Origin of the sequence: Marinobacter piscis (assembly GCF_007671655.1) — a bacterium.
Classification (GTDB): domain Bacteria; phylum Pseudomonadota; class Gammaproteobacteria; order Pseudomonadales; family Oleiphilaceae; genus Marinobacter; species Marinobacter piscensis.
In genome coordinates this window covers 355,201-374,299 of sequence record NZ_VCGX01000003.1, presented here as the reverse complement: position 1 = coordinate 374,299, position 19,099 = coordinate 355,201, and the positions used below count along the sequence as shown (strand labels likewise).

The window sequence follows — 19,099 nt, the reverse complement described above, 5'->3', positions numbered from 1 at the left end:
TATTCACTTTGCTCCATGCTGCCCGGTTTTGTTAGCGGCGCCAACTGTCTGTTGCGCCAATACAATTAGCCAATTCTTCCAGTCGCTCTGGTTGTATTGTGGCCCCGGGGTTTTATGATGGGTCTGGTTTTATGATATGGCGGGTTAGATGTCTGATCTGACAGTTTCACGGCACTTTGTGCAGGCAGCTTTAGCGGGCGCGACACGTTTGGGGCTCGATACAGACGCCATGCTGCGTGAAGCCGGCATATCTCCGGATCTGCTGCGTATTGAAAAGGCACGGGTTAACAGCGATCAGTTCAGCCGGTTGCTGCAAATTGCCTGGACCCGCATGGACGATGAGTTTCTGGGCATGGGGCCACGCCGGGCACGGGCGGGCACGTTTGCCACTATGTGTGCGCTGGTGATTGACTGCCCCACTCTGGAGACGGTGTATCGCCGGGCCTGGCAGTTTTCCCGGCTGTTCGAGCCTATGGTGTCCATGGAGTTGATCACCGGGCCGCAAAACACACAACTGGTTACCCGCATTGAAGGCGACATTTACGACCCCCATTACTTTCTGCGTGAGAGCATCCTGGTTATCTGGCATCGCCTGGGCAGCTGGCTGGTGGGGCAACCTGTTGAGCTGAAGAAGGCAGAATTCGATTACCCCCGGCCCGCCCATGGGGATGAGTACCGGCATATTTTTCACTGCCCGCTGGCGTTTGAGTCTGAGCACACGGCCCTGACTTTCGATAACCGCTTTTTGTCGGCGCCGGTGATCCGGGCCAGGCCGGAGATTCACCAGTTTCTGAAAACGTCGCCGGCTGATCTGCTGTCACGTCCCGACGAAAGCAATACGTTTACTGGCCAGATCCGGGGCCTGATCGGGCGGAACTTTTCCCGGCCGCTGCCGGATTTTGACTGGATTGCCAGTGAGCTGCACACTAGTCCGCAAACGCTGCGCCGCCGGTTGAAGCAGGAAAACACGTCGTTTCAGGAGATCAAGGATCTGCTCCGCCGGGATACGGCAATTTATTACCTGGGGAGACCCGAGTTGTCGATTAACGACATTGCCGAAAAGGTGGGCTTTACCGAGCCTTCAACGTTTCACCGGGCTTTCAAAAAGTGGACAGGCGTTACCCCGGGCGCCTATCGCGAAGGCGAGCGGGGCAGTCTCAGTACTCAGGGCTAGGAGCCCGAAGGTGCCTGCAGATTGCGGATCAGCTTACCCAGAGTCTGGGCTACTTCCTCTGTCTGCTTGCGGTCCGGTGAAAGCTGGAACAGGCGTGACCCGTCGCGCGGGTCGTAGATCCAGCAGGCACCTACGGCCTGCTCACATCCCCACTCTACCTGGGGGTTGATACCAAACACCCTCACCTGGCTGGTTCTGCGTGTAATGCCATCCGGGGTCTTGCGATTAATTTCCTGAATGGATAGTGCATCGCCTTCAATGCTTAGCCGGTATTCAATATCGGCGGGTTTGTCCAGGCGTACAATCGAGGGGTCGTGACGCCACCCGGCCACACCCAGCAGGCTGTTCAGGTGCATAACCAGCGCCTTGCGGTCCGAGTCTGTTAAATACAGTTCGCGCAGAGCCTCAAGCCGCTTGTCACCCGCCGGCTCAATCACCGCCACTCGGGAGTCTTTACCGGTTTTGGTGGTTTGCGCTTGCTTTTTGCGCGCCCGCTCAATCTCGGTAATCAGCTTCAGGGATTTCTGGTAGTGGCTGCCTTCTGCACCGGCTTTGGTTACATAGGTGTCAAGCGCCGCCTGGGCTTCATTGAAATGGGAAGTCTGCAGCATCACCCGGCCACGGTAGTAGTGATAGTCTGCGGGTTTTTCGGCATCGAGAAGCTGAAGCCGGTTCAGGTACTCACTGGCCTCGCCCCAGCTTTCGCTGGTCACCGCGTCTTCTATTGCCAGCATCAGCCGGCGGGTTTCATGCTCGGGAGCCAGCGCAGCTGCCTGCCCTGCCACCAGGGCCGAGGCGAGAATAACAGCCCGGGCCAGTAAACGGTATGTGTTGGTTTTCACTGCCATGGCACACTTTCTCCCTGTTCATGGTCGGCACTCCCGATATCTGCGGTGCTTGCCGTCTCTGAGTCCACTTCTGCCTGTTCGGTTATGGCCTTCGGCAGCTCTTTTTTTACTCTAACGCCCAGTTCTACAAACCGGTTTGCCTGGGAAACAAGGTTTCCCCGGCCTCGGGTCAGCGTATTCATGGCCGAATCAAATGTTCCCTGTGCGGTATCAAGCTGGCCACCAAGGCGCTCCATGGCTTCCACAAACACCCTGAGTTTGTCGTACACAGCTCCCGCCCGCTCTGCAATCTGGCGCGCGTTCTGGCTTTGCCGCTCATAGCGCCAGACATTTTCGATGGTGCGCAACGTTGCCAGTAGTGTAGTCGGTGTTACCACGATAATCTTGCGTTCAAAGGCTTCAGAGAACAGGCTCTCATCTTGCTGAAAAGCTGCCACAAACGCGGGTTCTATGGGCATAAACAGCAGAACAAAATCCGGCGAGTGCAGCCCGCCAAGCTGGCTGTAATCTTTCTCGCTGAGGGTGCGTATGTGGGTTCGCACTGCATCCACGTGTTGCTTAAGCGCTGCTTCGCGGGCGCTCTCGTCTTCCTCTGTCACCCACTTCTGGTAAGCGACCAGCGATACTTTGGAGTCAATCACCAGGTTACGGTTATCCGGCAGGTGGACCACCACGTCGGGCCGCAGCAGCTGATTGTCTGCATCCCTGTAGCTGCTCTGGGTTTCGTATTCCGTGCCTTTGCGTAGCCCGGACTTTTCCAGTACTCGCTCAAGAACCAGTTCGCCCCAGTTACCCTGTATCTGCTTGTCGCCTTTCAGGGCCTTGGCCAGGTTGGCGGCTTCCTCGGTTATCTGTTGATTGAGGCTCTGTAACGACTTTATTTCGCTACGCAAAGCCTGACGATCACGGGTTTCTGTGGTGTATACATCTTCCACCCGCTTACGGAAGTCCTGCAACTGATCACGAAAAGGGTTAAGCAGCGTGTCCAGGCTGGTGCGGGTTTGCTGGCTGACGCGCTCATTTTTCTGCTCAAATATCCGGTTGGCGAGATTTTCGAACTCCTGCTTCAGGCTGTCGCGGTTACGCTCCAGCAATTCCAGTTTTTCTGCTGCTGAGCGCCGTTCTTCGTTAAGGCTTGCCTGTTGTTCCCGCAGGGCTGCTCTGGCTTCACCCAGCTCAGCTGTGAGCGCGTCGGCTTTTTCGTTCTGGGCTTCACGTTCGGTTAACAACTCTTCAACACGCCGGCTGTAGGTCGCCACTTCAGATTGCAGCGCCGCTGCACGCTTTTCAGGCCGTGCTTTTGCCAGAAGCCCTGCTATAAGGGCGGTCACCACCCACAACAGACTCACCAGTGCTACCATCAGCCCCGGCCTGGTTACAATAAATTCGCTGACGGCCTCAGGCACAAACAAACTCCTTGGGTGTATACATGGGAGGGTTAACGCAACCTTTCGAAGATATTACATTCTATAACATTCACGCGCCGTTTTCTCTCACCGGCTTCTCCATGAGACCTGCACACGGCAAGGGTTTCGACTGTTCAGCATTTTGGTAATGCACTCTGACCTTTCTCTGGACGCGGCGACGAATATCCATTAAAAGGGTAACTGTCGTCCGCGAATTTTGGCATTACGCTTTATTAACGACTTCCGGGCCGGTACAGAACCAGATGGATAACCATGCTTAAACAACTTTGGCGAAAACTGGGCGCAGAATTCCCGCAAACGGGTCTGGTTGGCCGTGAAGGTAAACCGGGTGCATCCGATACTTTTAAGGCGGACAGTTTTCGCGTACTGCCTCATGTGACCCATACTGGCGAGTTTCATCTGGAGCGCCTCACCGGCCTGTTGAACAGCCGCTACGGCAAGCGCTATGAAATCACTGAAACCAGCAGCGATGAGGAGCTGCTTGATCTTATTGTGTACGCAGCCCGGGTTCAGGATCAGGATGTTCAGCGGGAGCTGCTGCTTTTCTATCTCAATTGTTCTCCGGTTATCCAGGATTATCTACGTTCAGAGGAAGCGCTCCTTAACCAACTGTAAAGCAAAAACACACGTCGATTGCTGTATACTTCCGCTCCGGATATTCTCTGCCATCAAATTCCAGGCCGTCACATTTTATCGGGTGTGACCGGCAACCGGCTCAGGGGTCTTTCATGTCTTTAAAACGATTGCGGGCTGGTTTGTCTACGTTCTCCGTTATTGCGCTTGCAGGAACAGTTCTGCTAACGGGGTGCTCCGCAGACCAGTACTTCATGGTTCCCAAATCAAATCTGAGCGAGCTTAATAACTCGGTCCAGAGTCAGCGCGAAACACTCGTGACCATGGAGGACAACGCAAAGATAAGGCACGAAGAAGTCCTGAAGCACAATCAAAACGCCACTGAAAAAGTGCTGGAAGCCATTTCAACCCAGGTTGCCAAACCCTCGTGCCCACCCATACCGGCCCAGAGAGCCTGCCCTGCCATTGACGACTCAAAAGGCCGGGCTGACCGGCTCAAGGGCAAAGTGGTTGTGGGTGAAGTGGAAAACTTTTATCTGGCGGATTCCCGGTTCGTCTACAAGGCACGTATAGACAGTGGCGCAGAAACCTCGTCTATCGACGCCCGCAACATCACCCGCTTTGAGCGGGACGGCAATAACTGGGTACGTTTTGATGTGCCAGTGCCCGGCACAGAAGAGTTCACCACGCTGGAAAAAGAGATTTCCCGGCGCGTTAAGGTCATTCAGGCCAGCACCGAGGAGGCTGAGCGCCGGGTGGTGGTAGAGTTGCAGTTCTCTATTGGTGATCATCAGCAGGTTGCCGAGTTCACCCTGACCAATCGCAGCAACCTTACCTACCAGGCCCTGATCGGTCGCAACATTTTGCGGGATGTCATGCTGATTGATGTAGGCAAGGAGTATGCAACAGAGCTGCCCAAGTCCATCCTTGAGCGCTCCAAAAATGGAGAAGAACAGTGAACCAGGGCCCTTCACGCTTACCGTTTTATATCGCTGTTTTTCTGCTCATAGCTGCGGGGATTTCGCTTGCTGTATGGCGCCATGTAGAACTGGGCATCCCCTGGCTCACAGGCGAGCAACGCCCGGTCTGGATGGTGGAGGCCCGCGTTGATTTCGATGGTTCCAACGAACCCGTCGTGGCGAGCCTTAATGTTCCTGAACAACCGCCAGGCTTCCTGATTCTGACCGAGCAGGCAGCGTCTCCGGGGTATGGTTTTTCAATTATTGATAAGTCTGACAGTCGTCGCGCCGAGTGGACCAAGCGTGATGTAACCGGCCCACAAACCCTGTACTTCAAAGCGCAGTTCATTCCAGATGCCTCTGCAGAGCCTGTGCCGCCTGAGCAGCCGCCGGAAACCCGGCGCCTGTTCTGGGAAGAGCCCGAAGCCACAGCCGTGCGGGAAATCCTGGCGCAGGCTGAAGCCCGGTCCAGCACCCCAGAAAGCATGACACGGGAGTTGATCCGCCTGATGCAGCCAGATACCCGGATTCAGAACACAACGTTGCTGGTCTCTGAAGAAAATTACCTGCCGCTGCTGGTTAACATGCTTAATCATTCGGGTATTCCGGCACGAACTGCCGACGGCCTGAAACTGGAAGATGCTCGCCGGCGACAACACCTGACGCCGTTTCTGCAGATATATAACGGTGAGCGCTGGCTTACGCTGAACCCCAAAACCGCCGAACAGGGAGTTCCAGATGACCTGTTGCTCTGGCGACAGGGCTCGGGCTCGCTGCTCGACGTTGTCGGGGGAGACAGCTCCGAAGTCAGCTTTTCCATGATCCGGCAGACCATTCCTGCGCTCCAGTTAGCGGCCATGCAATCCGAGGGCAACGGGCTTGGTTTCCTGAGCTTTTATGAGCTTCCGATTGAAGAACAAAGCATGTTCCGCATGCTTTTGTTGCTGCCCCTGGGCGCCTTTGTGGTTGCGTTTATGCGTATGGTGATCGGCATTCGCACCTCTGGCACCTTTATGCCGGTATTGATTGCCGTTGCTTTTGTTCAGACAACCCTGATTCCCGGCCTTATCGCTTTCTTGTCGATCGTGTCCATTGGCCTGCTGATGCGGGGCTACCTGTCGAGCCTCAACCTGTTGCTGGTATCGCGGATTTCTGCCCTGATCATTCTGGTGATCTTCATTACCGCAGGGCTGAGTGTGTTCGGTTATCAGATGGGCTTTAATACCGGCATGACTGTCACCTTCTTCCCGATGGTTATTATCGCGTGGACCATTGAGCGGATGTCCATTCTCTGGGAAGAGGAAGGGGGTCAGGAAGTATTGGTGCAGGGCTCGGGAAGCCTGTTCGTGGCTATCTGTGCCTACCTGCTGATGAGTGCTCCCCTGGCGGGCCACCTGACGTTCAACTTCCCGGAGCTGCACTTTGCAATTCTGGGCCTGATTCTCCTGATGGGCCAGTACACCGGCTACAAGCTCAGCGAGCTTCGGCGTTTCGCGCCCATGAAGGCGTACGACTGATATGAACTGGATATCTCCCCGCACCCTGAAGCGCCTGGGCATGCTGAATATGAACAAGCGCAACGTGGATTACATCGCCCGCTATAATGAGCGCTCGTCGTATCCGCTGGTGGATAACAAGCTTAAAACCAAACTGGCCGTGGCTGAGTACGGAGTAAAAACCCCGAAGCTTTTACAGACTGTGAGGCATCAGCACCAGATTTCCGGCTTCCGGGACATGGCCAGAGACCTTGCCGGCTTTGCCATCAAACCGGCAAAAGGCTCCGGCGGCAAGGGCATTACAGTGATTACCGGCCGTGACGGTGACAGTTTTGTTAAAGCCTCTGGCACCCGGGAGGGGGTACCGGTTCTGGAGCGGCACCTGACCAACATTCTGGCGGGGCTGTACTCTCTGGCGGGCGCCCCGGATGTGGCCATTGTGGAAAGCCTGGTGGAATCTGACCCTTCCCTGGCCCGCTACTCGCACCAGGGGGTTCCTGATATACGCATCGTTGTGTTTCAGGGCTATCCGGTAATGGCGATGCTACGCCTTGCCACCACCGCCTCGGACGGCAAAGCCAACCTGCACCAGGGTGCTGTGGGCGTGGGTCTGGATATAGGCACAGGTAAAAGCCTGAATGCGGTTCAGTTTAACCGCCCTATTACACTTCACCCTGATACAGGTCTGGCGCTGGGAAACATCAATATTGATGCCTGGGGCGAGATGCTGGAAATGGCGTCCCGCTGCTATGAGGCCACCGGCCTGGGGTATATGGGTGTGGACCTTGTGGTGGATGCCAACGAAGGCCCTTTGCTGCTTGAGCTTAATGCCCGGCCGGGCCTGGCCATACAAATGGCCAATGGACGCGGACTGTTACCGAGGCTTCGCGCCGTGGAGGGCCTGAAGCGCCTGCATTTCACGCCCAGAGAACGGGCTGATTACGCCATGGAAACGCTCTCCCAGCTCTGATATATAAAACCCAGACACAAAAAACCGGAGTCAGCAGAAACTGAACTCCGGTTTTTTATAGGCTTGACGCTGATCAGGTCATCTCGCCCCTGGCGATCAGTATTTTACGCTCCCGACTGAGGCCTTTCAGCAGACCCCACGTCATGATCAGCAGGATCAGAGTAAACGGCAGGCCAGAACTTACAGACGATGCCTGGATAGCACTCAGCGCATCATCACCACCGCCGAATATCAGGGCAGCTGCAATGGCACCCTCCATCACTACCCAGAATACCCGCTGCGCAGTAGGTGAGTCGGTTTTACCACCGGCGGTAATGCTGTCGATAACCAGCGAGCCGGAATCCGACGAGGTGATAAAGAACACCAGCACCAGCACAATGCCGACGAATGAAATAATGGCAGTCAGCGGCAGGTTGGCAAACATCTGGAACATGGCCAGAGACACTTCTGTGATGCCATCTTGCGCAAGTGCGCCGATACCCTGATCAATCTGCTCAAGCGCAGCACCACCAAACGAGCTCATCCAGACCACGGTAACCAGTGTCGGAATGACCAGCACGGCCAATACGAATTCCCGGACAGTACGACCTCTGGAAACCCGCGCGATAAACATACCAACGAACGGTGACCAAGAGATCCACCATGCCCAGTAAGGCACAGTCCAACCGCCCATCCAGTCGGCGTCTTCACGGCCGAAAGGATTACTGAGAACACCAATGTTGCTTGCATAACTGGAAGCCGTTACCCACAGATTCTCCAGAATACCCAGAGTAGGACCTGCGAAAATAACAAAGAACAGAAGCAGTCCGGCCAGCCCCATGTTCAGGTTACTCAGCACCTTAACGCCGCCATCAACACCACGCAGAACGGACAGCAGTGCAACAGCCGTAACACCTGTGATAACCGCTATCTGAACATTCAGCCCGGAGCCTGTTTCAAAAAGGAAATCAAGGCCGGATGCGGCCTGCTGTGCGCCGTAACCCAGCGACGTTGCGAGGCCAAAGAAGGTGGCTACTACCGCCAGGGTGTCAATAACATGACCCGGCCAGCCCCATACTTTGTCTTTCAGCAACGGGAAAAACGCGGAGCGCATGGTCAGGGGCATGTTCTTGTTGTAGGCAAAGAATGCCAGGGAAAGCGCAACAACCGAGTAAACTGCCCACGGGTGCAGCCCCCAGTGATACATGGTACTGCCCATGGCGAGGTTGCGCGCCTCTGGTGTGTTTGCTTCAACACCAAGCGGTGTGCCGCCCCAGCCAGTATAGTTGCCCACAGGCTCTGCCACAGCCCAGAACATGAGGCCAATGCCCATGCCCGCAGCAAACAGCATCGAGAACCAGGACAGGGTGGAAAAATCAGGCTTAGCGTCCATACCACCCAAGCGGATTTTGCCAACCGGCATGAAAATCAAGGCAATACATACAATAACAAACAGGTTGGCACTCAGCAGGAAGAACCAGTCGAAGTTTTCAATGAAACTGTCCTTCGTGCCTACCAGAAGTTCGTTAGCAGCCTGTGGGGCCATGAGGGTGCCCACAACAAAGATAATGACCAAGATGGCTGCGATGGGAAATACCGGCGCGTGCAGGTCCAGCCCGAAAGGTCTGATATTATCCTGGCCGGCTACGTAATCGGTTTGATACTCGTCTTTAACTACGTCGCCCACGTGATGGCGCCTCCTGATTTTGAATTGTGTATGGAAAATCCTTCATAATCCGGATTAATAATTTTTTACAAGAAAGCCATCCTAATGTTTTGGGGTCGAAACATCAAAACACGATAGGTCTCCAAGGAGCCAATGAGATAATTATGGACAAAACAACCAGCTTTCCCATGCGCTATTCGGCATACGTCATAAGCATTGTGGGTTTTCTTGTATCACTGGTCCTGAGTCTGCATTACTCCGCAGGCTACTTTTTCCCGGTCATCTTCGGGGCCCTGGCACTGCTGGGTACCCACGATGTGCTGCAAAAGCGGCACACAATCAGCCGGAACTATCCCATCATGGTTCACTTCCGGTATCTTTTTGAATCCATCGGGCCCGAGATCCGCCAATACTTTATCCAGTCAGATAATGACGAGCAGCCGTTCTCAAGAGATCAGCGCGCGCTTATTTATCAGCGCGCCAAGGACGTACTCGACAAGCGCCCCTTTGGTTCACAGCTGAAAATGTATGAAGAAGGTTTTGAGTGGATCAATCATTCTCTGCAGCCTTCTAAAATCCCCAATAGCAATTTTCGTGTGCAGATCGGCTCCCGCTGCGCGAAACCCTACAGCGCCAGTGTATTCAACATTTCTGCCATGAGTTTTGGCTCTCTGTCCGCCAACGCCATTCTTAGCCTGAACACAGGTGCAAAGCAGGGTGGCTTCTACCATGATACCGGCGAAGGCTCTATTTCCCGCTACCACAGGCAGCCTGGAGGCGACCTGGTATGGGAAATCGGCTCGGGATACTTCGGCTGCCGCAACAAGGACGGATCCTTCAGCCCTGAAATGTTCGAGAGAAACGCGACCCTTGAACAGGTAAAAATGATAGAGATCAAACTGTCTCAAGGCGCGAAACCCGGGCATGGCGGCATTCTGCCCGGAGCCAAGGTAACACCGGAAATCGCAGAAGCCCGGGGCGTATCCGTAGGTGAAGACTGCATTTCCCCGGCACAGCACTCCGCTTTTTCAACCCCCATAGAATTGCTTGAGTTTATCGACCAGCTCCGCGAACTGTCCGGTGGCAAGCCGGTTGGCTTCAAGATGGCCATCGGGCACCCGTGGGAGTGGTTTGCCATTGTTAAGGCCATGCTCGACACCGGGCGCAAGCCGGACTTCATTGTGATTGATGGTGGTGAAGGCGGTACCGGCGCTGCCCCGCTGGAGTTTATTAACCGCATCGGCACTCCGATGACACAGGCGCTCCTTCTGGTACACAACACCCTGGTAGGAACCAACCTGAGAGAGCACATTGCCATTGGCGCTGCTGGCAAAATTACGTCGGCGTTTAATATTGCACGCACACTTGCCCTGGGGGCCGACTGGTGTAATGCGGCTCGCGGTTACATGTTCTCTCTGGGCTGCATACAGGCGCTTAACTGCCATACCGGTCGGTGCCCCAGCGGAGTTGCCACACAGGACCCCAGAAGAAGCCACAAGCTGGATGTAAAGGATAAAAGCCAGCGCGTGTACAACTACCACAAAAACACCCTGGACGCCCTGCAAAACCTGCTTGAAGCCTCCGGACTGAACCACCCGGGTGAACTGGGCCCCGAACATATCGTGCGCCGGGTGTCGAAAACAGAAGTACACTCCTACATCGACCTGTTTCCGTTTCTGGCGCCCGGCGCCCTGCTTGAAGGCAAGACCGGCCTGGCTGTGTTTGATAAATACTGGTCTGACTCCCGGCCGGATACTTTTGCGCCTCCGGAGTTCATCCGGGAGCTCCGGGAAACCAAGCTAAGGTAAGGAATTCAGCGCTATTTCTGCAAAGCCTGTTTATTTTTAGTTTTGGCTAGTGTAGACTTCGCTCCCGCTAAGCCACTGAGATTACTCTTACATCTCAATGGCACTGCCATCGATACAGTTTTCAGATGGCAAGATATAGCGAATCGGGGCGTAGCGCAGTTTGGTAGCGCACTTGCATGGGGTGCAAGGGGTCGTAGGTTCAAATCCTACCGTCCCGACCAATTACATAAAAAGGCACATCTTCGGATGTGCCTTTTTTATTACCTGCTATAGTCTGTTACTCCTTCAAACGGAGCGAATCGGCTATCGAGGTCTCCCCCGACACCACTTCAAACACCTGGTTCACAGTAGTATCAGCATCCAGCGTTGCCAGTAGTACACGGGCAACATCCTGCCGGGGTATCTTGCCAACCTTGTCGTGCTTTGCGCTGACGGAAACCTTGCCGGTGCCTTCATCATTGGTCAGTTGGCCCGGGCGAATGATGGTGTAGTTTAACCCGCTGCTTTTCAGGTGCTCATCGGCGTTATGCTTGGCCTGCAGGTAATGGCGCAGTTTTTCCGGCCCGCTGTCCGGGTCTCCGGCCCCCATGCTGCTGACCATGATAAAGCGCTTTATCCCCATGGCACTGGCGCTGTCAATCAAGCGGATAGCACCATCCTGATCCACATCTACGGTTTTATCGGGCCCGGTATGAGGGCCGGAACCGGCAACAAAAATGACGGCATCACAACCCCGCATAGCTTCGCTGCAGTCTTTCTCCAGGTCACCGATGACAGTTTCTGTGGCGCCCAGCTTTTGTAATTCCGGTCCCTGATCTGCATGCCGGACAAGCGCCCGGGCTTCGTGATCACTGTCTGCCAGTTCCTGCAGCAAGTGCTGCCCTATCTGTCCGTTGGCTCCTGCAATGAATACATGCATAGCGAATCTCCTGATCATTTAATGGCAATCGTTCTGTATAGATCTATGCGCAATCCGCCTTATTCAACCCACACCCACGTTATTACCAAATCGAATCAATACATTATTTAATATTCTTTCCTGATTTAAATCCAGTTTGATAACTTACGGGCACTCAAAATTTATAGCAGGGGATTTTTATGTCAATTAAACTCAAAGGGCTGGTCACAGGCCTTGCGCTGGGCGCTTCACTGTTTGCTCAGCCTGCTGTGTCCGCCGACCAGAAGTTGCTTAATACATCTTACGACATTGCCCGTGAGCTGTTTGCAGCCTACAACGAGCAATTCAGCGAGTACTGGCAGGAAAAAACCGGTGAAACCTTAGAGATAAGCCAGTCTCACGCAGGCTCTTCCAAGCAGGCACAGGCTATTATCCAGGGCCTGAAAGCCGACGTGGCAACGTTTAACCAGGTTACCGATATTAATATTCTGCACACCCGCGGCAACCTGATCCCCGAGAACTGGGCCGAGCGTCTGCCCAATAACAGTTCCCCCTACTACTCCACCATGGCCTTTCTGGTGCGCAAGGGTAACCCGAAGAATATTGAGAACTGGGATGATCTGGTCAAAGAAGATGTTGACCTGGTGATGCCCAACCCGAAAACGTCGGGCAACGGACGCTATACGTACCTGGCCGCTCTTGGCTACGCCCAGGATCGTTTTGGCGACGATCAGCAGAAGATTGACAACTTTCTTCAGGATTTTCTCGGCCATGTAAAAGTGTTTGACAGTGGCGGACGTGGTGCCACCACAACGTTTATTGAGCGTGGCATTGGCGATGCACTGCTGACCTTCGAATCCGAAGTACTGAACCTGGCCGACCGTTACGATAACGGTGAATATGAAGTTGTAACGCCCAAAGTGAGCTTTCTGGCAGAGTTTCCGGTCACCTGGATTGATGAGTACGTCGAGCAGAACAACAGCGAAGAACTAGCCAAAGCGTATCTGGAGCACCTGTACAGTGAAGACGCCCAACGCCTGCTGGCAAGCTTTAACAACCGGGTTCACAACGAAACTGTAAAACAGGAAAACTCCGACCGCTTTCCTGAGGTTAAGCTGATGCCCATTGACGAGATTGCCGGCAGCTGGGAAAACGCCACCAAAAAACACTTTGCCAGTGGCGGCAAACTCGACCAGCTGCAGCGCCGGAAGTAACCCATGTCCACGGCCAGTCAAACCGGCGCTGCGACTCCGCAGCGCCGGCTACGTCAGAATCGCAGCAAGCGGGTATTACCGGGGTTTGGCCTCAGCCTCGGTATTTCGCTTCTTTTTATCAGCCTGATATTACTGCTGCCACTGACCGGGCTGGTGATGGAAGTATCCGCCATGAGCTTTAACGAGTTCTGGTTTGTCGTCACCGATCCCAGAGTTGTCGCCTCTTATAAAGTGACCGTGCTGGCAGCTCTGGCAGCCTCCGCCTTTAACGGAGCCTTCGGGTTGCTTCTGGCCTGGGTACTGGTGCGCTATGAGTTCCCCGGTAAGCGCCTGATCGACGCCATGGTCGATTTGCCGTTTGCCCTGCCCACTGCAGTTGCCGGTATCACCCTGGCCACCCTGTTTGCTGCCAACGGCTGGTATGGGCAGTGGCTGAGCAAAGTGGGCATTGAGATTGCCTTCACTCCTGTAGGAATCGTTGTGGCCATGGCCTTCACCAGTCTGCCGTTTGTGGTGCGCACGGTGCAGCCGGTGCTGGAAGAACTGGCCCCGGAAGACGAAGAAGCCGCTGTCAGTCTGGGCGCAAGCGATGGCCATGTATTTCGGCGGGTCATTTTCCCGGCACTGTGGCCGGCCCTGCTGACAGGTGTTGCTTTGTCGTTCACCCGCAGCCTTGGCGAGTTTGGTGCGGTTATTTTTATTGCAGGCAACATGCCCTACGTCAGTGAAGTGACCAGTCTGATGATCTTCATCCGCCTGCAGGAATTTGATTATGCCGCCGCCAGTGCCATTGCGTCTGTGGTTCTTCTGGTATCACTGGTGATGCTTTTTGCCATTACTCTCTGGCAGGCCCGGCATCTGAAACGCATAGAAGGACGCTAGCCCGATGCATAGCAACCCCTCACCCCAACACCGCCGGGTCGGTGACAGCCCGGTCATAAAATGGCTGCTCATTGGTATTGCTATCGCCATTACCGTTGGCCTGTTGATCATCCCGTTGCTGGTGATCTTTCTTGAAGCCCTGGGCGCTGGCTGGGGCACTCTGGCCGATAATCTGCTGGATCAGTACACCCTGCATGCAATCGGCTTAACCCTGTTTGTGGCGGCGCTTACCGTACCCCTGAACCTGGCCTTTGGTACGGCTCTGGCCTGGCTGGTCACCCGTTTTCGCTTTCCAGGCCGCAAGCTGCTGATTACGCTGATTGATATACCGTTTGCCGTTTCTCCGGTGGTCGCTGGCCTACTCTACCTTCTGCTCTACGGCCGTAACGGCTGGGTTGGCAGCTGGCTTGCCGACCAAGACATGCAGCTGATGTTCTCCTGGCCCGGCATTGTGATGGTTACTGTATTTGTAACCTGCCCCTTTGTCGCCCGTGAGCTGATTCCATTGATGCAGCAGCAAGGCAGTGAAGAAGAGGAAGCGGGTGTTGTGCTTGGAGCTTCCGGCTTGAGGGTATTCCGTACAATCACGCTGCCTAACATCAAGTGGGCGCTGGTTTATGGTGTGGTGCTCACAAATGCCCGGGCCGTCGGTGAATTTGGTGCAGTATCCGTAGTCTCGGGAAATATTCGCGGCCAGACCAACACCCTTCCCCTGCACGTGGAACTGTTGTACCAGGATTATAATATTGTTGGCGCGTTTGCCAGTGCCTCGCTATTGGCTGGCATTGCCGTATTGACGCTGGTAGCCAAAGGTTTGGTGGAATGGCGGCAGGCGCGTGCTCTGAATCGTTTGCAAACAGAGGAAACAGCGTAATGACGATCACCGTTAATGGTATAAACAAGCGTTTTGGTAAATACCAGGCGCTGAACAACGTTTCGCTGGATATCCCTGAAGGCAAGCTGACCGCCTTGCTGGGGCCCTCCGGCTCAGGCAAAACAACCCTGCTGCGCATTATAGCGGGGCTGGAATCGGCCGATAGCGGGCGCATCAACTTTGCCGGCCAGGATGTAACCGGCCTGCATGTGCGCGACCGCAACATAGGCTTTGTTTTCCAGCATTACGCCCTGTTCCGCCATATGAGCGTTGCCCAGAACATCGCCTTTGGCCTGGAGTCTCTGCCCCGTAAACAACGCCCATCCCGCGCTGAAATCCATAAGCGTGTGACGGAACTGCTGGAAATGATCCAGTTGCCGCATCTGGCAAAACGTTACCCGGCGCAGTTGTCCGGCGGCCAGAAGCAACGGGTGGCGCTGGCCCGGGCGATTGCGACCCGCCCACAGATCCTGCTTCTGGATGAGCCGTTCGGAGCCCTGGATGCCAAAGTCCGCAAAGACCTTCGGCGCTGGTTGCGCAACCTTCATGACGAATTCCACTTCACCAGTATCTTTGTCACCCACGATCAGGAGGAAGCTCTGGAGCTTTCTGATCAGGTTGTGGTGATGAGCCAGGGCAACGTGGAACAGGTAAACGAGCCCACAGAACTCTATGCCCGCCCGGACAGTCGTTTTGTGTTCGATTTCCTGGGACAGGTCAATGTGCTTCCCGGTGAAGTCCAGCGAGGCCGGCTTAGCCAGGGTAAGGCCTGGGTAACCGTTCCGGGCTCCCGGCATCAGGGCAGTGCACAGCTCTACCTGCGCCCCCACGAAGTGCGGCTGGCTAACGAGCCCGGACAGTATGCACACCTGCCTCTGCGTATTGAGTCAGTAAGCCTGATTGGCTCGGAAGTACGTATTGAGCTGAGCCCGGTCGGGTGGCAAAGCAACAGTCCGGATAATATCTGGGAAGTCGGTATCAGCCACGCTGAGTTTAATCAGCAGCGCCCTGCCCGGGGCGACCTGCGCTACGCCGTGCCAGAGGTGGGGCACCTGTTTAATGACAATGACAGCCAGCCCACCACAATTAACTGGGCTGAAGCTGCCTCTGCACCGTTGGTTCGTCTTATAAACTAAAGGATAAGACAGCGGCCCAACGGAAATACAATCTGTTACCATGGTTTTAAACCCCAACAAAGAGGTAAACCGTGATGGATGCAAGTAAGTTTTATATTAATGGGAAATGGGTCACACCTGAGGGAACCCAGCGTCTGGAAGTGATTAACCCGTCTGATGAAAAAGGGTTCTCAACAATCACTCTGGGCTCCCAGGCTGACACGGATAACGCTGTCAGTGCCGCCAGAAAAGCCTTTCCAGCGTGGGCTGCCACCTCCCGTGAGCGCCGTCTAGAGTTGTTAGAAAGCTTGTTCGAAACTTACAAAGCACGTGCCGATGAAATGGCACAAACCATCAGTCAGGAAATGGGTGCTCCGATTGATCTGGCGAAAACTGCGCAGGTAGGGGCAGGCGCTGCCAACCTGAAAAACACCATTCGTGCCCTGAAGTCCTACAATTTTGAGCACCCACTGGGTGAGCATGCGCCAGACAACATCATTCTGCATGAGCCAGTCGGTGTATCTGCCTTGATCACTCCCTGGAACTGGCCAATGAACCAGATAATGCTGAAGGTGCCTGCGGCCCTGGCTGCCGGCTGTACAGTGGTTCTCAAGCCTTCAGAGATTTCTCCCCTGTCGGCCATGCTGCTTGCAGAAATGATTGACAGCACTGGCTTCCCGGAAGGCGTCTTCAACCTTGTTAATGGCGATGGTGCAGGCGTTGGCTCACAACTTTCCGAACACCCGGATATCGACCTGGTGAGCTTTACTGGCTCAACCCGCGCCGGCAAGGCGATTACAATTGCCGCAGCCGATACCGTCAAAAGAGTGGGCCTGGAACTGGGCGGCAAAGGCGCCAACATTATCTTTGCAGACGCCGATGAGAAGGCCGTAACCCGCGGCGTTCGCCATTGCTTCGCCAACTCGGGGCAGTCCTGTAACGCACCTACCCGTATGCTGGTCGAAAAATCCGTTTACAAGCAGGCCGTTGAAGCTGCCTCCATGATCGCCAGCAAAACCGATGTAGATCTTGCAGACAAGGAAGGCCGGCACATTGGCCCTGTGGTTTCTGAACAGCAGTTTCTGAAAGTGCAGTCGCTGATCAAGAAAGGCATCGAAGAAGGCGCCACGCTCGTTGCTGGTGGCGAAGGCAAGCCGGAGGGCTTGGATAACGGTTACTTTGTAAAGCCCACTGTCTTCTCGGATGTTACGCCTGAGATGACCATCTGGCGTGAAGAGATTTTTGGCCCGGTTCTGTCCATTACGCCGTTTGAAACTGAAGAAGAAGCCATAGAGCTGGCAAACGATACGGTTTACGGACTGACCAACTTCATTCAGACAGAGGACAAAGAGCGCGCCCGCAGGGTCGCCCGACAGCTCCGCTCTGGCATGGTGGAAGTGAATGGCAAATCCGGCTCAGCAGGCTTCCCGTTCGGCGGTATGAAGCAATCCGGTAATGGCAGCCGTGAAGGTGGCGTCTGGGGGCTGGAAGAGTTCCTGGAAGTTAAATCTGTTTCTGACTGGTAATGGCATTACGCTAAATGTCTGATCACACGCCCTGGTACTCCCTGACGGAGTCCGGGGCGTGTGTTTTAAAGACCTGTTAACTCAATTCTGCCACGTGCCAGCTTTACTCGTCCCTTGCGCTCCAGCTCTTTCAGTAACCGGCTGACAACTTCACGGGCGGTACCAAGCTCAACTGCCAGCTCCTGATGTGTAATAAGTACCGGGCTGGTACGAGCCTGCAACCACTCATCAAGTCTTTCGTCCATTCGCCGGAAGGCTACCTCTTCTACCAACAACATCAGATCATCCAACCGTCGCCCGTACGATTCCATCACACCCAGACGAAACTCCGCAGACTGGTCCATCAAGCGATCAAACAGGCCCCGGGGAATCATGACGGCTTCTGAAGCCTCCTCAACAAGCGCCTCCGCGCGATAGCCGTAACCGGTCATCAAACAACCAATGGATAATGTACAGATATCATCTTTTCCCATGCGGTATAAGACGATGCTGTTGCCCGCTGCGCCCGTCATCTGAACTTTTACTGTGCCCCTGAGTACCAGAGGCAAACCCTGGCAAGGCTCGCCCGCCCGGAACAGGATTTTGCCCTGGGGCAAAGACATGGCTTTTACAGTCTCCAGCACGTCTTCCTGGAGGGCGTCGGGGAGTTTATCCAGAATGCTGTGGCGTATCATCGGTTTCCCTGAATGTTTATAACGTGTCGGTCCAGTGTGACTTTATCACTGAAGCGGTTTGCAATGGATACTAAAGTAAGAACCGTAGCCTCATGCCAACACAGGAGACTGGATTATGAGCGTTAATATGGGTTCTGCAGATCGTATTATTCGTGCCCTTGTGGGCATTGTACTTCTGGCGCTGGTCTTTGTAGGACCGCAAACACCCTGGGGCTGGATTGGCATTATTCCCCTGGCCACGGCTCTGATGGGTAATTGCCCGGCCTACTCGCTGCTGGGAATCAAAACCTGTAAAAAGAAATAAGCTCACAAAAAAGCCGAAGTGACGGGGAATCACTTCGGCTTTTTATGCATACCGGGCGGATTATTTCGCCGGAGCATTCAGTACGTCCAGAACGTCTTCCAGCTCAACAATCATCTGTCGGATAAGCTGCTTGTACTGGGTGGTATCATCTTTTATTTCATGGCTGCTGAGCTTCTGCTTGGCACCACCAATCGTATACCCCTGCTCGTACAACAAGCTGCGTATCTGACGAATGGTAATTACGTCAGCGCGCTGGTAATAGCGGCGGTTCCCCCGGCGCTTGACCGGAGACAGCTGCGGGAATTCCTGCTCCCAGTAACGCAGAACGTGAGCCTTTACGGCGCACAGCTCCGCCACCTCACCAATGGTGAAGTAGCGCTTCCCGGGGATAGCGGGAAGTTCGTTATTATGACTGGGTTCCAACATAGGCTTCTACTTTTTGCTTCAGTTTCTGTCCGGGACGGAATGTAACAACACGCCTTGCGCTTATGGGTATTTCTTCACCCGTTTTCGGGTTTCGCCCGGGGCGCTGCTTTTTGTCCCTCAGGTCAAAGTTACCGAAGCCCGACAGCTTAACCTGTTCGTTATGGCTGAGTGCGCCCCTGATCTCATCGAAGAAAGCTTCCACCATTTCTTTGGCTTCACGCTTGTTAAGACCCAGCTCTTCGTACAAGCGCTCTGCCATTTCCGCTTTCGTCAAAGCCGCCATGTT

Annotated in this window: 19 protein-coding genes and 1 tRNA gene; 13 read left to right on the top strand and 7 right to left on the bottom strand. The window is 54.6% G+C overall.

All coding sequences use genetic code 11. The features are described 5' to 3' along the window. The first annotated feature begins 148 nt into the window (after positions 1 to 148). Positions 149 to 1,174, top strand: a complete 1,026-nt coding sequence (locus tag FFI95_RS12620; protein WP_144823060.1) for an AraC family transcriptional regulator — start codon at positions 149 to 151, stop codon at positions 1,172 to 1,174. Here the strand turns inward: FFI95_RS12620 and FFI95_RS12615 are convergent. Both FFI95_RS12615 and FFI95_RS12610 read right to left on the bottom strand, forming a co-directional pair. Next, a complete protein-coding gene (locus FFI95_RS12615) occupies positions 1,171 to 2,022 on the bottom strand; it encodes a hypothetical protein (protein WP_144823058.1) in 852 nt (283 codons plus the stop codon). The two genes, FFI95_RS12620 and FFI95_RS12615, sit on opposite strands and share 4 nt — an antisense overlap. Continuing rightward, positions 2,013 to 3,428, bottom strand: a complete 1,416-nt coding sequence (locus tag FFI95_RS12610; protein WP_246069510.1) for a DNA recombination protein RmuC — start codon at positions 3,426 to 3,428, stop codon at positions 2,013 to 2,015. Before FFI95_RS12610 ends, FFI95_RS12615 begins: the two co-directional genes overlap by 10 nt. Before the next feature lie 273 nt (positions 3,429 to 3,701). On the opposite strand from FFI95_RS12610, the gene FFI95_RS12605 reads away from it, so the two are divergent. From FFI95_RS12605 to FFI95_RS12590, 4 genes are all read left to right on the top strand, one after another. After that, positions 3,702 to 4,064 (top strand): hypothetical protein, encoded by a 363-nt coding sequence (locus tag FFI95_RS12605; RefSeq protein WP_144823057.1) that lies wholly within the window; start codon positions 3,702 to 3,704, stop codon positions 4,062 to 4,064. Positions 4,065 to 4,177: 113 nt separating this feature from the next. Further along, positions 4,178 to 4,981, top strand: a complete 804-nt coding sequence (locus tag FFI95_RS12600) for an ATP-dependent zinc protease family protein (protein WP_246069509.1) — start codon at positions 4,178 to 4,180, stop codon at positions 4,979 to 4,981. Next, positions 4,978 to 6,498: an inactive transglutaminase family protein gene (locus tag FFI95_RS12595; protein WP_144823055.1), complete on the top strand. Its 1,521-nt coding sequence runs from the start codon at positions 4,978 to 4,980 to the stop codon at positions 6,496 to 6,498. Before FFI95_RS12600 ends, FFI95_RS12595 begins: the two co-directional genes overlap by 4 nt. Position 6,499: 1 nt before the next feature. After that, on the top strand, positions 6,500 to 7,447 hold the full coding sequence (locus tag FFI95_RS12590; protein WP_144823054.1) for an alpha-L-glutamate ligase-like protein: 948 nt from the start codon (positions 6,500 to 6,502) through the stop codon (positions 7,445 to 7,447). A 73-nt stretch (positions 7,448 to 7,520) separates the two neighbouring features. On the opposite strand, the gene FFI95_RS12585 is transcribed toward FFI95_RS12590, so the two are convergent. Further along, complete coding sequence (locus FFI95_RS12585; protein WP_144823052.1) at positions 7,521 to 9,113, bottom strand: BCCT family transporter; 1,593 nt, start codon at positions 9,111 to 9,113, stop codon at positions 7,521 to 7,523. Between the two features lie 143 nt (positions 9,114 to 9,256). Here FFI95_RS12585 and FFI95_RS12580 point away from each other — a divergent pair, with 143 nt between their 5' ends. Continuing rightward, the gene (locus tag FFI95_RS12580) at positions 9,257 to 10,900 is read left to right on the top strand and encodes an FMN-binding glutamate synthase family protein (protein WP_144823050.1); all 1,644 of its coding nucleotides are present in this window, start codon (positions 9,257 to 9,259) and stop codon (positions 10,898 to 10,900) included. 144 nt (positions 10,901 to 11,044) lie between these two features. Then, a tRNA-Pro gene (locus tag FFI95_RS12575) sits at positions 11,045 to 11,121 on the top strand. Between the two features lie 56 nt (positions 11,122 to 11,177). On the opposite strand, the gene FFI95_RS12570 is transcribed toward FFI95_RS12575, so the two are convergent. After that, complete coding sequence (locus tag FFI95_RS12570; RefSeq protein ID WP_144823049.1) at positions 11,178 to 11,819, bottom strand: SDR family oxidoreductase; 642 nt, start codon at positions 11,817 to 11,819, stop codon at positions 11,178 to 11,180. Between the two features lie 179 nt (positions 11,820 to 11,998). On the opposite strand from FFI95_RS12570, the gene cysP reads away from it, so the two are divergent. The 5 genes from cysP (at position 11,999) to FFI95_RS12545 (ending at position 17,409) form a co-directional block, all read left to right on the top strand. Then, complete coding sequence (cysP, locus tag FFI95_RS12565) at positions 11,999 to 13,012, top strand: thiosulfate ABC transporter substrate-binding protein CysP (protein ID WP_144823047.1); 1,014 nt, start codon at positions 11,999 to 12,001, stop codon at positions 13,010 to 13,012. A gap of 3 nt (positions 13,013 to 13,015) precedes the next feature. Continuing rightward, positions 13,016 to 13,894, top strand: coding sequence for a sulfate/thiosulfate ABC transporter permease CysT (gene cysT / locus FFI95_RS12560; RefSeq protein WP_144823045.1), 879 nt, complete (start codon positions 13,016 to 13,018; stop codon positions 13,892 to 13,894). A 4-nt stretch (positions 13,895 to 13,898) separates the two neighbouring features. After that, positions 13,899 to 14,768 carry a sulfate ABC transporter permease subunit CysW gene (cysW, locus tag FFI95_RS12555; protein ID WP_144823044.1) on the top strand — a complete coding sequence of 290 codons (870 nt, stop codon included), beginning with the start codon at positions 13,899 to 13,901 and terminating at the stop codon, positions 14,766 to 14,768. Beyond that, positions 14,768 to 15,904, top strand: coding sequence for a sulfate/molybdate ABC transporter ATP-binding protein (locus FFI95_RS12550; protein WP_144823042.1), 1,137 nt, complete (start codon positions 14,768 to 14,770; stop codon positions 15,902 to 15,904). The genes cysW and FFI95_RS12550 overlap by 1 nt, the downstream gene beginning before the upstream one ends. A 71-nt stretch (positions 15,905 to 15,975) precedes the next feature. Next, entirely contained in the window at positions 15,976 to 17,409 is a 1,434-nt protein-coding gene (locus FFI95_RS12545) for an aldehyde dehydrogenase family protein (RefSeq protein ID WP_144823040.1), read from the top strand. Between the two features lie 65 nt (positions 17,410 to 17,474). Here FFI95_RS12545 and FFI95_RS12540 read toward each other — a convergent pair whose 3' ends face one another. After that, entirely contained in the window at positions 17,475 to 18,083 is a 609-nt protein-coding gene (locus FFI95_RS12540) for a Crp/Fnr family transcriptional regulator (RefSeq protein WP_144823038.1), read from the bottom strand. Positions 18,084 to 18,198: 115 nt separating this feature from the next. Between FFI95_RS12540 and FFI95_RS12535 the strand changes: the two genes are divergently transcribed. After that, positions 18,199 to 18,387: a YgaP family membrane protein gene (locus tag FFI95_RS12535; protein ID WP_144823037.1), complete on the top strand. Its 189-nt coding sequence runs from the start codon at positions 18,199 to 18,201 to the stop codon at positions 18,385 to 18,387. Between the two features lie 60 nt (positions 18,388 to 18,447). On the opposite strand, the gene FFI95_RS12530 is transcribed toward FFI95_RS12535, so the two are convergent. Together FFI95_RS12530 and ihfA are read right to left on the bottom strand one after the other, a co-directional pair. Beyond that, positions 18,448 to 18,813, bottom strand: coding sequence for a MerR family transcriptional regulator (locus tag FFI95_RS12530; RefSeq protein WP_144823035.1), 366 nt, complete (start codon positions 18,811 to 18,813; stop codon positions 18,448 to 18,450). Then, positions 18,794 to 19,096 (bottom strand): integration host factor subunit alpha, encoded by a 303-nt coding sequence (gene ihfA, locus FFI95_RS12525; RefSeq protein WP_071264800.1) that lies wholly within the window; start codon positions 19,094 to 19,096, stop codon positions 18,794 to 18,796. The genes FFI95_RS12530 and ihfA overlap by 20 nt, the downstream gene beginning before the upstream one ends. Between the last annotated feature and the right edge of the window lie 3 nt (positions 19,097 to 19,099).

Excerpts from the sequence above, each read along its gene's own strand:
- FFI95_RS12620 (WP_144823060.1), top strand. The coding sequence starts at position 149 with ATGTCTGATCTGACAGTTTCACGGCACTTTGTGCAGGCAGCTTTAGCG.
- FFI95_RS12615 (WP_144823058.1), bottom strand. The coding sequence starts at position 2,022 with ATGGCAGTGAAAACCAACACATACCGTTTACTGGCCCGGGCTGTTATT.
- FFI95_RS12605 (WP_144823057.1), top strand. The coding sequence starts at position 3,702 with ATGCTTAAACAACTTTGGCGAAAACTGGGCGCAGAATTCCCGCAAACG.
- FFI95_RS12600 (WP_246069509.1), top strand. The coding sequence starts at position 4,178 with ATGTCTTTAAAACGATTGCGGGCTGGTTTGTCTACGTTCTCCGTTATT.
- FFI95_RS12590 (WP_144823054.1), top strand. The coding sequence starts at position 6,500 with ATGAACTGGATATCTCCCCGCACCCTGAAGCGCCTGGGCATGCTGAAT.
- FFI95_RS12580 (WP_144823050.1), top strand. The coding sequence starts at position 9,257 with ATGGACAAAACAACCAGCTTTCCCATGCGCTATTCGGCATACGTCATA.
- FFI95_RS12570 (WP_144823049.1), bottom strand. The coding sequence starts at position 11,819 with ATGCATGTATTCATTGCAGGAGCCAACGGACAGATAGGGCAGCACTTG.
- cysP (WP_144823047.1), top strand. The coding sequence starts at position 11,999 with ATGTCAATTAAACTCAAAGGGCTGGTCACAGGCCTTGCGCTGGGCGCT.
- cysT (WP_144823045.1), top strand. The coding sequence starts at position 13,016 with ATGTCCACGGCCAGTCAAACCGGCGCTGCGACTCCGCAGCGCCGGCTA.
- cysW (WP_144823044.1), top strand. The coding sequence starts at position 13,899 with ATGCATAGCAACCCCTCACCCCAACACCGCCGGGTCGGTGACAGCCCG.
- FFI95_RS12550 (WP_144823042.1), top strand. The coding sequence starts at position 14,768 with ATGACGATCACCGTTAATGGTATAAACAAGCGTTTTGGTAAATACCAG.
- FFI95_RS12540 (WP_144823038.1), bottom strand. The coding sequence starts at position 18,083 with ATGATACGCCACAGCATTCTGGATAAACTCCCCGACGCCCTCCAGGAA.
- FFI95_RS12535 (WP_144823037.1), top strand. The coding sequence starts at position 18,199 with ATGAGCGTTAATATGGGTTCTGCAGATCGTATTATTCGTGCCCTTGTG.
- FFI95_RS12530 (WP_144823035.1), bottom strand. The coding sequence starts at position 18,813 with ATGTTGGAACCCAGTCATAATAACGAACTTCCCGCTATCCCCGGGAAG.
- ihfA (WP_071264800.1), bottom strand. The coding sequence starts at position 19,096 with ATGGCGGCTTTGACGAAAGCGGAAATGGCAGAGCGCTTGTACGAAGAG.